Annotated in this window: 11 protein-coding genes and 1 riboswitch; of the genes, 2 read left to right on the top strand and 9 right to left on the bottom strand. The window is 71.2% G+C overall.

Going from position 1 to position 12,173, the window contains the following annotated elements; genetic code table 11:
- Window positions 1–302: 302 nt before the first annotated feature.
- Window positions 303–755 (bottom strand): GNAT family N-acetyltransferase, encoded by a 453-nt coding sequence (locus tag E1291_RS12185; protein WP_131737900.1) that lies wholly within the window; start codon window positions 753–755, stop codon window positions 303–305.
- 151 nt (window positions 756–906) lie between these two features.
- Between E1291_RS12185 and E1291_RS12180 the strand changes: the two genes are divergently transcribed.
- Together E1291_RS12180 and E1291_RS12175 are read left to right on the top strand one after the other, a co-directional pair.
- The gene (locus E1291_RS12180) at window positions 907–1,236 is read left to right on the top strand and encodes a WhiB family transcriptional regulator (RefSeq protein WP_131737875.1); all 330 of its coding nucleotides are present in this window, start codon (window positions 907–909) and stop codon (window positions 1,234–1,236) included.
- Window positions 1,237–1,355: 119 nt separating this feature from the next.
- Window positions 1,356–1,958: a rhomboid family intramembrane serine protease gene (locus tag E1291_RS12175; protein WP_131737874.1), complete on the top strand. Its 603-nt coding sequence runs from the start codon at window positions 1,356–1,358 to the stop codon at window positions 1,956–1,958.
- A 4-nt stretch (window positions 1,959–1,962) separates the two neighbouring features.
- Here the strand turns inward: E1291_RS12175 and E1291_RS12170 are convergent, their stop codons facing one another.
- The 8 genes from E1291_RS12170 to E1291_RS12135 all read right to left on the bottom strand — a co-directional run.
- Window positions 1,963–2,742 (bottom strand): SDR family oxidoreductase, encoded by a 780-nt coding sequence (locus tag E1291_RS12170; RefSeq protein ID WP_207400697.1) that lies wholly within the window; start codon window positions 2,740–2,742, stop codon window positions 1,963–1,965.
- Between the two features lie 355 nt (window positions 2,743–3,097).
- Window positions 3,098–4,561 (bottom strand): hypothetical protein, encoded by a 1,464-nt coding sequence (locus tag E1291_RS12165; RefSeq protein ID WP_131737872.1) that lies wholly within the window; start codon window positions 4,559–4,561, stop codon window positions 3,098–3,100.
- A gap of 87 nt (window positions 4,562–4,648) precedes the next feature.
- Window positions 4,649–5,434: a sporulation protein gene (locus tag E1291_RS12160; RefSeq protein ID WP_131737871.1), complete on the bottom strand. Its 786-nt coding sequence runs from the start codon at window positions 5,432–5,434 to the stop codon at window positions 4,649–4,651.
- Window positions 5,435–5,577: 143 nt separating this feature from the next.
- A complete protein-coding gene (locus E1291_RS12155) occupies window positions 5,578–5,901 on the bottom strand; it encodes a DMT family transporter (RefSeq protein WP_131737870.1) in 324 nt (107 codons plus the stop codon).
- 30 nt (window positions 5,902–5,931) lie between these two features.
- A riboswitch (guanidine-III (ykkC-III) riboswitch) is annotated at window positions 5,932–5,997 on the bottom strand.
- 342 nt (window positions 5,998–6,339) lie between these two features.
- A complete protein-coding gene (locus E1291_RS12150; RefSeq protein WP_131737869.1) occupies window positions 6,340–7,671 on the bottom strand; it encodes a UDP-glucose dehydrogenase family protein in 1,332 nt (443 codons plus the stop codon).
- A gap of 65 nt (window positions 7,672–7,736) precedes the next feature.
- A complete protein-coding gene (locus E1291_RS12145; protein ID WP_131737868.1) occupies window positions 7,737–8,894 on the bottom strand; it encodes a NosD domain-containing protein in 1,158 nt (385 codons plus the stop codon).
- Between the two features lie 33 nt (window positions 8,895–8,927).
- The gene (locus E1291_RS12140) at window positions 8,928–10,091 is read right to left on the bottom strand and encodes a right-handed parallel beta-helix repeat-containing protein (RefSeq protein ID WP_131737867.1); all 1,164 of its coding nucleotides are present in this window, start codon (window positions 10,089–10,091) and stop codon (window positions 8,928–8,930) included.
- 57 nt (window positions 10,092–10,148) lie between these two features.
- Window positions 10,149–12,173: right-handed parallel beta-helix repeat-containing protein (locus tag E1291_RS12135; protein WP_131737866.1), on the bottom strand; the 2,025-nt coding region annotated here is incomplete at its 5' end.

Raw genomic sequence — 12,173 nt, 5'->3', positions numbered from 1 at the left:
CGAACGGTGTCGGTTCAGGCGAAACGGCCCCGCCTCGTTCTTGACCGGAAGGTATCTCCGAGGGTGAACGACCATAGGAATGCAGAGGGCAGGCTGGCTGCGCTTGGCGCACATCTGGATGCGCGTGGTTCGACGTCGGCCGCTCCCCGACGGGTTGCGCGTCACCGACCCGCGCGTCCTCGGGTGCTCTGAGGAGGCGCGCCGGAGGGGCGGGCACCGTGTCGTGCCGGATGCGAGGGAAGGGACGGCGATGCGCTTCCCCGGCGCGTGGCCGGGGTGGTCGCCGTCGGGTCGTCCCGGGGTCAGGTCAGGTGGTACTTCATGCCCATGTGGGACGGGCGGAAGCCGATCTTCTGGTAGAAGCGGATGGCGTCCGGGCGCTGGCGGTCGGTGGTGAGTTGCACCACACGGCAGCCGCGGGCGCGGGCCTGGTCGATGGCCCAGGTGATGAGGGCCTGGCCGACGCCGTGGCCGCGCTGCTCGGCGGCGACGCGGACGCCCTCGATCTGGGCGCGCTCCCCGCCGGTGTAGGTGAGGCTGGGGATGAAGGTCAGCTGCAGCGTGCCGGCCAGGGCGCCGCCGACCTCGGCGACGACGAGGACGTTGTTCGGGTCCTTCTGGATGGCGGCGAAGGCGGCGAGGTAGGCGTCAGGGATCACGTCGGCGAGGGTTTCGCGGGTCGCGCCGAGGGGATCGTCCGCCAGAAGCCGGACGATCCGGGGCAGATCGTCCGCCGTTGCCTCGCGGAAGGTCACTTCTTGATCACGCTGCACAATCACCAGGCTATCCGGACGTTACGGTGCAGTGCCCGCCTCGACTTGTAGTACTACGGCCCGTAGTACTACGTTGGGTGGACATCACCTCGACCCGCGAACTGCCGGTGGCCCGCCGCCGCAGGGAGAAGCCATGCACAACAACGAGAACGAGGAACACTGGACGGATCACGCCATCTGCCGCGGCGCCGATCCCGATCTGTTCTTCCCGATCGGCTATTCCGCGCCCGTGCTGCGCGAGCAGCAGGACGCGGCCAAGGCGATCTGCGCGAACTGTCCCGTCGTGGCCGACTGCCTGGCGTGGGCGCTGCGCGTCGGCGAGCCGGACGGGATCTGGGGCGGGACGACCCCGGAGGAGCGGCGCTACCTGCGCCGGACGGCCGAGGCGCCCGCGCGGCGGCGGCTGCCGGTGATCGTGGTCCGCGGCGACGCGTCCGAGCCGGAGCACGCCTCCGCGGCGTAGCGGGACGGCGCGCCGGAACCACGGACGGGCGGTGACGCGGCGGAGGGCGCCGGGCACGATCGGGTACGACGGGGCGTTGACATCGTGACGGCGCGGGCAACCCGATCTACGGTGGCAGCATGAGCCATACCCCCGACAAGCAGCGTTCCCGTGGGTTCGCCGAGCAGGGCGCCCGCGCGCTGACCGCGGCGATCCTGATCGGGTCGGTGACCGCGGTGATGTGGGCGCTGGAGCTCTTCGACGTCTATGTCGACGACAACAGGCTCGACCGGCTCGGCCTGCAGCCGCGGGACGTCGCCGACCTGCCGGACGTCTTCACCGCGCCGTTCATGCACGGCGGGCTGAACCACCTGGCGGCCAACACGGTGCCGTTCCTCGTGCTCGGCTTCCTCGCCGCCATGCGGGGCATCGCCAAGTTCCTCGTCGCGAGCCTCGTCATCATCGTGGTGGGCGGCCTCGGGGTCTGGTTCACCAGCTCGGTGAACACCCTCGGCTCCAGCATCCTGATCTTCGGGTTCTTCGGCTACCTGGTGGGCCGGGGGCTGTTCGAGCGGAGGCTGCCCGACATCGCGATCGCCGTGGCCGTGGTCGCGGTGTACGGGACGATGCTCCTCGGCGTCATCCCGAACGACCCCGCCATCTCATGGCAGGGCCACCTGTTCGGGCTGATCGGCGGGGTGCTGGGCGCGTGGTTCCTGCGCCGCGACACGGCCGCCTCCTAGCGGGTCAGTTCGGCAGCACCCGCACGTCCGAGATCACCGCGTCGCGCGGTATCTCCAGCGCGGACACCAGCACGCGGGCGACGGTCCCGGGCGCCGCGAAGTCGTCCTCGGCGTAGGGGAGGCCCTCCTGCGCGCGGACGCTGCGCTGCATCTCCGTGGCCGTGCGGCCCGGGTACACCGACGTCACGCGCAGGTCGGACTCCTCGGCGCGCAGGCCGTCGGCGAGGGCGCGCAGGCCGAACTTGCTCGCCGCGTACGCCGACCACTCCGGCTTGGCGCGCAGGCCGGCGGTCGAGTTGACGAACACCACGTGCCCCTGGGCGGCGCGCAGCGCGGGCAGGAGCAGCCGGGTCAGCTCGGCCGCCGACACCAGGTTCACCGACAGGTGGTCGATCCACTCGTCCGCCTCGAGCTCGGCGATCGGGGACAGGTGCACGACGGCCGCGGCGTGGATCAGCCCGTCCAGGCGGCCGGGGAGCTCGCTCTGCGCGAGGGACGCCTCGATGCGGCGCGGCTCGGTCAGGTCGAGGGGGATCGTGCGGATGGTGCGGTGCGACGCCGGTCCCGTCACCCCCGGCCCCGTCACCCCCGGCCCGGTGCCGCCCCGGCCCGTGCTGATCAGCTGGGTGGCGGCGTGCGCGCCGGTCCGCAGCCGCGCGGCCAGCCGGTCGAGCCGCTCGGGTGAGCGGCCGGTGAGGATCAGGTCATGGCCGCGCTCGCGCAGCAGCTCCGCGACCGCGGTCCCGATGCCGCCGGTCGCCCCCGTGATGAAGTACGTGCCCATGCCGCCCATTCTCGTGGATCTCCGGCCCGCCCGCACCGCCCACCCCATACCGGTTACGACGGACCGACCGACCCACCGAGCCCGGTCTGGCGCGCACCTGAAAGCGGCCCTCCGCCCTAACACGAGCGTGTGGCCCGTCTGGCGGGACGCTGCTGGAGGTCGGGCTGCTTGGTTGGTTCGCTTGGGCTGGCATGGGGGTTGCCGTGCGGTGGCCTCGGCCGTCACGCGAGCGCGCTACCTGAGCGGCGGGGCGATGCCGGAGGCGAGCCCCGCCGGGAAGATCGCGAAGCGATTCGCGCTCGCACGAGCACGGTCACGAAGCGAGCGCCGTGGGCCGGGATCGCAGTTAAATACGTCAGCTTGGACGCAGGACGCGGGTGACGCCGGCGATGAGGGCGGTGGCGAGGACCCAGCCCGTGGCGACCAGGATGTAGGCGACCCAGCGGGACCAGCCGACCGCGTCGAACGCCTGCTGCTGGCCGAACGTGTCGAGGGGGATCAGCAGGTCGAGGCTGTAGACGAGGGCGTGGAAGGCCGGGCGCTCGTCCGGCGGCTTGATCGGTTTGGGGGCGTCGAGGGAGAAGACCGCGGTGCCGGTGGCCAGCAGCGCCCCGAACCAGGCGAACGCGAGCCACGGCCGGTAGCCGTAGCCGACCGTCCAGTCGAGGACGTGGCTCCAGGTCCGGCCGACCGGGTTCTGCCTGTGGCGGCGCGTGCGCAGCTTGGCCAGCTGTACCCGTCGGGCGAGGTCGTCCGAGCCGACGCTGTGGTACCAGGCCGCGAGCTGCTCGTAGGGCTGGAGGTGGAAATGCCGGTCGAGCGCCACCCAGTTCAGGCGGTCCTTGAACGTGCCGTCGTTCGAGCGGAGCGTCTCGTAGGTGAGGCCGTTGAGGTACATCCGGTCGGGCCAGTACTTCGGGCTGTCCATGATCACGTCGATCCGGGAGAAGGACAGCGAGACCCTGCCCTTGATCTTCTCCCTGGGCAGGAGCAGCAGCTCGTTCGCCTGCATGTGGCTGGCGTGCAGCGCCATCCGGTCGGGGTCGCAGGAGTCCAGCAGGGCCCTGGAGAACGACAGGATGCCCTCGAAGCGGGCGCTGCGCAGCCGCATGGTGCCGAGGGCGGTGAAGTCGCGGCTGAACTCGGCGGCGTCCTCCACGACCATGTTCTGCCCGTCCAGGGCGATGCGGCCGGGGTTGCGGAGCGTCGTGCCCTCCATGAAAAGCCCGCCGCTCATCCGCGCGCCGACGAACCGCACCCCGCCGGTGATGTCGGCGTTCCGGATGAACGCGCCGACCTCGACGACGAGGCCGCCGCTGAACAGCGCCCACTTCTCCGGCGCGGACGCGATGATCGTGGTGCCGTTCATCCGGAGGCCGCCCGCGAGCTGCGCGCGGGGCAGCCGCACCTCGCCATCGATCCGCGACCCGGACAGGCTGAGGTAGCCGTCGGCGCGCAGGCCGCCGCCGTCGAAGCCGGGCATCCGGCAGCCGGACAGGCGGAGCTGGCGAGTGTGCGCGTTGGCGAAGACGGGCCGCTCCAGGAGCCGGCACCGCTCCAGCCGGAGCTCGTGCTCGACCGTGCCGCCCGACACGTCGAGCGCGCCGACGACGTAGGCGCCGCGCAGCCGAACCGCCGCGACCACCCCGGGACGGGTCTCGCCGGCGCCGAGCAGCAGCCGGGTGATGATCTCGGCGCGGACGATCCGGTCGGGATGCGGGCCGGCGGGCAGGTCGTCGCCGAGCACGACCGTCGTGCCGGCGGGGAACGCCGTCCACAGGCGGCGTTCAGCGTCGTTGAGTCCGGGGGGCTGGGGCACGGGCACCCTTTCTACGGGGAGATCCCCCCTGCGATCAAGACGGGCCTGATCGCAGGGGGACGGCCGACCCCGTTCGGGGCGCGGCCTTTAGAAGAACCCCCTGCGGCGCCCAGCGGTCTGGAGGAAGCCGTCGAGCTCGCGCTCCCAGTCGACCTGCCCGGCGGTCGCGTAGTCGACGGTGAAGCGGCTGAACGAGTCGTGGCCCTCGGTGAAGACCCCGCCGCGCTTGTCGAGCTCCAGCACGACCTCCATCGACTGCGGGTACGACACGAACGTGACCTCGAGCTGGCTGATACCGCGCGCGTACTGGCCCGGCGGCAGGAACTCGATCTCCTGGTAGAACGGCAGCTCCTGGTGGACGCCCCAGATGCGGCCCTTCTCGCAGTCGGCGTTGCGGAACCGGAAGCCGAGGTTGGAGAACGCGGCGAGGATGCGCTCCTGCGCGGGCAGCGGGTGCACCGCGAGCGGGTCGAGATCGCCCGGGTCGACCGCCCCGGCCACCTCCAGCTCCGTCGCGACGCCGACCGTGGTGCCGTGGAGCGGCTGCCCGTACATGTGGGTCAGCGGAGCCTCCCACGGGATCGGGAACTGGAACGGGACGCTGTGCCGCGCCCCCTCCGCCAGCGTGAAGTTCCCGGCGACCGGCATCTTGGAGTACTCCAGGTTCGAGGTGTACTCGCTGTCGCCGGACTCGACCTCCACCCGCGTGCGCAGGGCCAGGTTCACCGACTTGATGTCGGAGTTGAACTGGCCGCCGACGATGGTGATCTCACCCGTGACCACCGAGCCCGGTGTGGTGTTCGGGTCGTGCAGCACCGTCTCGATCGAGGGGCCGCCGATGCCCATCGCCTGACGCAGCTTCTTGAAGACCAAGGATCCGTCCTCCCGTGTTCGAGCGCTCCGGGCGCTCTCGTCCCATAGACGCCCTTACGGGAGGTTACGTTCCACCGTGATCCTGTGACCTGCGATTCGACGGTTTTGGTGGGGCCAACCTGCCTAAGAGGGGGGCGCGCTGCTCAGTGGCCGCCGCCCGCCAGGTTGAGCCCGACCACGCCCGCGACGATGAGCGCCAGCGCACCGATCTTGAACGCGGACACCTGGTCGCCCATGACGATCATGCCGAGCGCGGCCGTCCCGACGGCGCCGATGCCCACCCACACGGCGTAGGCGGTGCCGACGTCCAGGGACTTCAGCGCGAAGTTGAGCAGCCCGAAGCTCGTCACGGCGAACACGAGGAAGCCCACGGACGGCAGCGGTTCGGAGAAGCCCTTGCTCCCCTTCAGGCACAGGGCCATCGCGACCTCGAACAGGCCCGCGACGACGACGAGGATCCACGCCATGAGAACTCCCGGAAGACGAGACGACACGGTCACGCGTCGTCTTCGCCTACCGGGTACGGCGCACCTCGTCCGGGAGGACCCCGCCGGAGCCCTCACCCGCGTCAACGGCCCCCGGCCCCGAAGTGTTCCCGGCGGCACAGTCCCTGGCCCCCGCAGCGCTCCCGGCCGCGCGGTGTTCCTGGGCCCCGCAGCGTTCTCGGCCGCGCGGTGTCCCTGGCCGCACGGTGTTTTCGGCCCCGGAGTGTTCCTGGCCCCGCAGTGTTCTCGGCCCCGCAGTGTTCCCAGCCGCACAGTGTTCTCGCGCAGGACGCGTTCCCGCCGGTGAGGGAGGCACCGGCGGGAACGTGCCCTGTGGTGAAGAGGCGCGGTGAAGAGGCGCGGTGAAGAAGCGCGGTGATGAAGCGCGGTGGAGAAGGGCGTTGAAGAGGGGCCGGGCCGTCAGGAGCGGCCGAGGGCGCGGTACTCCCAGCCGGCGGAGCGCCACTGCGCCGCGTCGAGGGCGTGCCGGCCGTCCACGATCCGCTTGTGCCGGACGACCTTGGCGAGGGCGGTGGGCTCGATCTCCCGGAAGTCCGCCCACTCGGTCAGCAGGACGACGACGTCGGCGTCCTCGGCCGCGTCGAGCGCGCTGTCGCCGTAGCGCAGCTCCGGGTAGGCGCGGCGGGCGTTGTCGAGCGCCGCCGGGTCGTAGACCCGTACGTGCCCGCCGAGGCCGTGCATCGTGCGCGCGACGTCCAGCGCCGGGGCGTCGCGGATGTCGTCGGAGTTCGGCTTGAACGCCGCGCCCCACGCCGCGATGCGCTTGCCGGAGATCTGGCCGCCGAGCAGCTCGCGGACGAGGTCGACGGTGCGGGCGCGGCGCCGCCGGTTGATGTCGTCCACCTCGCGCAGGAACGACACGGCCTGGCCGACGCCGATCTCCTCGGCGCGGTGCGCGAACGCCCGGATGTCCTTGGGCAGGCAGCCGCCGCCGAAGCCGAGGCCCGGCCGCAGGAACTTGCCGCCGATCCGGTCGTCCAGCGCGAGCGAGTCGGCGAGGTCCTTGATGTCGGCGCCGACCGCCTCGCAGACCTCCGCCATCGCGTTGATGTAGGAGATCTTGGTGGCCAGGAACGAGTTCGCCGCGACCTTCACCAGCTCGGCCGTGGCGAGGTCGGTGCGCACGACCGGCGTGCCGAGGTCCAGGACGGGCTTGAACGCCGCCCGCAGCCGCTCCTCGGCCCAGTCCGACGCCACGCCGAACACGAGCCGGTCGGGACGCATCGTGTCGTCGACCGCGAAGCCCTCGCGCAGGAACTCGGGGTTCCAGGCGAGCTCGATCTCGGTGCCCGCGGGCGCCAGCTCGTGCAGGACGCCGGTGAGGCGCTTGGCCGTGCCGACCGGCACCGTGGACTTGCCGACGACGAGGGCCCTGCGCTCCAGGTGGGGCGCCAGGCTGGTCACCGCCGCGTCCACGTAGGTGAGGTCGGCGGCGTCCGATCCCGGCCGCTGGGGGGTGCCCACGCACACGAAGTGCACGTCGCCGAACTCGCCCGCCTCCTTCATGGAGGTGGTGAAGCGCAGCCGGCCCGACTCGAGCGCCTTGGTGAGCAGCTCGGGCAGCCCCGGCTCGAAGAACGGCACCTCGCCGGAGGCGAGCTTGTCGATCTTGCGCTGGTCCACGTCGACGCCGAGGACCTCGAAGCCGAGGACGGCCATGCAGATGGCGTGCGTGGCACCCAGGTAGCCGGTGCCGATGACGGTGAGCCTGGGGGACTCCGTCGGGTTCATTGGCGCTTCTCCCTTGTGTTTGACGCTGTCTTGAGGGTGTGACGGAAGAAGGACTCCCGTGAGCTCTAGGAGCACTTGCCCTTGTTGGTCAGTTGGCCGCCGGTGACCTTGTTGTCACAGGCGACCGTGTTGCCGTCCGAGTGCAGGCCGATGCCGACGCCCTTGCCGCCGCCCAGGTCGATGACGTTGCGGCGGAAGACGTTGCCCGTACCCCAGCCCCGGTACTCCTCGTGGGTCTGGAACCCGTCCGCGACGGTTCTGGCGCCGCGGTTGTCCTCGATCACGTAGTTGTTGCCCTTGGCGTCGACCCAGGAGTCGTTGACGCCGTCGCCGGACAGTTTCGAGCCGTCGAAGACGTTGCCGCTGAGACGGCCGCCCGACGTGCCCTCCTTGATGTCCACCGCCTCGGCGGTGGCCTGGATCCGGTTCGCGGCGACGAGGTTGTTGTCGCTGCGGTCCGGCTGCCCTTGGGTGAGGGCGCCCCAGTTGTTGTGGGACGAGCCCAGATACACGCCCTCTCCGAAGCGCGGGTTGCGTCGCCCCGTGCCGGAGATGGTGTTGAACTGGACGGCGTTGCCGGTGCTGAACCGGCGCAGGTGGACGGCCTCGTCGCCGGTGTCGCGGACGGTCAGCCCCTGCACGACGGAGCCGGACGAGCCGTCCAGCATCACGCCCTTCTGGCTTCGCTGGACGGTGAACCCGATCAGCCGCCAGTGGCTCGCGCCCTCCAGATGGAAGCCGTACCCCTTGGACGTGTTGCCGCCGTCCAGCACCGACCGCGGCGTGCCGCACACGAAGATGGGCTTGCCCGCGGAACCGGACCGCTGGCTGCTGAACTGCCCCGTGTACGTGCCGGGCGCCAGGCCGATGACCTGGCCCGGCTGCGCCGTGTTGAGCCGCTCCTGGAGCTGCATCGCGTTGTGCACGGTGACCGTCGGCTTCGGGCACGCCACGCGTCCTCCACCGGCGGGCAGCGGGAGCGTCTCCCCCGGCCGGCTCAGCGCCGCGGCTCCACCCGGGCCCGTCCCCTCGCCGGGCGGCGTGGTGCCCGCCCCGGCGCCCTCCGCGCCCGCGCCGGCGCCGAGTCCCGCGCCGGCGCCGGGGTCATCGCCCGACGTCTTCTCCCCGGACCCGCCGTCCCCGCCGCCCGTGGCGAGCAGGACGGCCGCGACCGTGGCCGCGGCCCCCGCCGCCAGCACGCCCGCGAACTTCAGATTCTTCACAGTGCACCTTCGCCCCCGTGCGCCCCGTGCGCGTCAGGAGCACTTGCCCTTCTTCGTCAGCTGCCCGCCCTGGACCTTGTTGTCACAGGTGATGGTGTTGCCGCCGGCGGTGTCGTTGATGCCGACCCCCTTGCCGCCGGCCAGGTCGATGACGTTGTTGCGGAACACGTTGCCGCGGCCCCAGCCGTCCAGGATCTCGTGGGTCTGGAAGCCGTCCTGGGGCGTCCCGGTGCCCTTGTTGCCTTCGAGCACGTAGTTGTTGCCCTTGACGTCGACCCAGGAGTCGTTGTGCTTGTCACCGCCGGTCTTCGACCCGTCGAACACGTTGTTGAGGATCTTGCCGCCGGTGGTGCCCTCCTTGATGTCGATCGCCTCGGCGGTGGCCCGGATGACGTTGCCGCGGACCACGTTGTTGTCGCTGTGGTCGATCTTGCCGCCGGAGAACTGCTTCCAGTTGGACTGCGCGGTACCGAGATAGACGCCCTCGCCGAACTTCTCGCGGCGCAGCCCGGTGTTGTAGATCTTGTTGTACTGAACGGTGTTGCCGGTGGAGAAGTTGCGCAGGTGGATGGCCTCGTCGCCGATGTCGTGGACGGTCAGCCCCTGGATGATCGAACCGTTGCTCGTGTCGGCCATGACGCCCTTCTGGCTGTTGCGCACCGAGAACCCGATGAGCCGCCAGTAGCTGGCCTTGTCCAGGTGGAAGGCGTAGCCCTTCTTCACGCCGCCGCCGTCGATGATCGCGCCCTCGTCCCCGCACAGGAAGATCGGCTGCTGCTGCGTGCCGGAGGTCCGCGCGACGAACTTCCCGGAGTAGGTGCCCGGCTTCATCTGGATGACGTCGCCCGCCTGGGCGCCCTTCAGCGCCTTCTCCAGGTCGCCGTCGCCGCCGACGGTCTTCGTCGGCTGCGGGCAGGCGATCCGGCCGGCGCCGCCCGGGACGGGCAGCGAGAGCGTGCCGCCCGGCTGCGCGCCGCCGGCGTCGCCCCCGTCACCGCCGTCGCCCTTGTCGCCCTTGTCGCCGCCCTCGTCGGCGCCGCCGCCGTTGTCCGGCGCGGGACCGACCGTCTCGTCCCCCGACGCCTTCTTGGAATCGCCGTCGCCGCCTCCGGAGGTGACGGCGAACACCAGTCCGCCGACGACCACCGCGCCGATCAGCAGGCCCAGGACGAACTTGATATCGATCTTCACCGTCATTGCCGAACTACTCCTTCGATGACCCTGCGTCGTGCGTCGTGCGTCGGTCGGGACCGGCTAGCGGGCGGCGTGCGCCCCCACCCGTTCGCCGTCCTGCGAGGGGACGCTAGCGGCGCGCCGGAGCAGGTGCACGGGACGCTCCTCGAGCTTGGTCTGCTGCTCGTAAGGATGCGCTCCGCGGCGTCCGATGCGCAGGCCCGCGCCGCGGGAGCGGATCACCGAGATGGCCACCAGCAGGAACACGCCCGCCCAGATGATGTTCATCGGCTTGAAGACCCGCTTGACCCAGGTCCAGAAACCGGCCGTCTTGTGCCAGCCCTTGGTGTGGTTGCCCCCGTCGGCGTACGAGCCCGTGGCGCGGTCGACGTCCATCACGCTCGTCCCGGCACCGGCCAGGGTGTTGCCCGTGATGTTGGTGCCGGTGACGTTCCCGCGCAGCGTGACGCCGTGCCGGTGCGCGGACTGCACCGTGTTGCCGGTGATGGTGCTGGAGGCGTCCCGCACGTACAGGGCCGTGTCGGCGCCGACGATGACGTTGCCCGACACCGTCCCGCCGCGCAGCCCGTCGCGCAGCACGATGCCCTGCCGCTCGGGGTCGCGGATCTGGTTGCCGGAGATCTGGATGCGGGTGCCCTTGTCGCGCGCGACGATCCCCATGTCGCCGCCGGTGATGCGGCTGTTCTGGACGGCGACGTTGTCGCCGCCGAGCAGCTCCACGCCGTAGCGGCGGTTGTTCTTGACGATGCTGCTGCTGACGAGGTTCCCGCCGAACGCGGTGATCGCCTCGCCCGACGCGGACGGCCCGTCGGCGAGCGGCTGCCCGTTGAGGGTGAAGCCGTTGCCGCCGTTGCCCTCGGACGTGCAGTTGGTCACCCGGACGCCCTCGGTGCCGCGCGACAGCACGAACCCGTCGCCGCGGCTGCCGGTGACCGTCGTGTTCTCGATCGTGGCGTTCTTGGCGAACCGGTGCAGCAGCACGCCGTGCACCAGGCTGTTCTTGATCAGGTTGTTGGTGATCTGCGTCTGGTTGGACGCGGTCACGAACAGGCCGTAGGCGTCCCCGTCGAACGTGGAGTGGTCGATGACGCCGCTGACGAGGTTGGCCGCCGGGACGAAGAAGGAGGTGCCGCGGCCCGCCGCGCCCGCCGCGGCGACCTCGACCTCCTGCCGGTTGCCGCGGGTCGCCTCGGTGGCGCCGGACGGCAGCCGGACCGCCTGCGGCGGGCTCGCCGTACCGGTCGGCTCGGCCGCGGTGTCCGGACGGTCCGAGCCGGTCAGCGCGACGCCGCCGGTGCGTCCGCTCCAGAACCCGAGGTGGGAGACCTGGGTGTACTTCATGCTGAACTGGCCGCCGATCGCGCGGATGTAGGCGCGGCCGTCGGCCACCTGCGTGTCGGGCTTGCGGGTTTCGTCGTTCCAGCTGGTGAAGCGGACGGGGTTCTGCGCGGAGCCGTTGACCCGCACCGTGCCGCCCGCGCTGACGATCGAGGCGAACGAGCCGGGGATGCTGCGCATCCGGATCGTCAGCGGCCCCTTGGAGCTCTGCAGGATCAGCTTGCCGCCCGCGGCGACCATGATGTTGACGCCGAGCAGGTAGGACCCGTCGTTCTGGCGCTGGAAGTCCTGCCCGGCGAGCTTGGCCAGCTCCGCCACGTAGTAGGGCTGACGGCGCTGCGGCAGCATCAGCGTGCGGCCGTTCGCGGAGGTCAGCAGCCGCGGGACGCGCGCCGCCGCGGCGGGCGCCCCACCGCCCGCGAGGTCGGACTCCTGCTTGGCGCGGATCTGCATGACCCGCAGGTCCTCCTGGTCGACCAGGGTCGCCTGCTGCCGCGCCGACTCCGCCGACACGTCCTTGACGCCGGGCATGTCGTTGTTGTGGTCGGACCAGACGCGGTAGCCGTAGGCGCCGCCGCCCGCGAGACCGAGCACCAGCACGGTCGTGACGACCTTGCCGAGGCCGCCCTTCTTTCCCTTCCCCGCCGGGGCGCCGTGCAGCTCGACGAACGTCGAGGCCCCGGCCTCGGCGCTGCCGAACCTGACCACGGTGGTGGAACCGAACCGGTCCTCACCCGTCGTGAGGTC

This window comes from Actinomadura roseirufa, assembly GCF_900659635.1.
In the GTDB taxonomy this organism is placed as follows: Bacteria; Actinomycetota; Actinomycetes; order Streptosporangiales; family Streptosporangiaceae; genus Spirillospora; species Spirillospora roseirufa.
The sequence above is the reverse complement of the archived record's forward strand: the minus strand, read 5'-3'. Positions and strand labels throughout refer to the sequence as shown.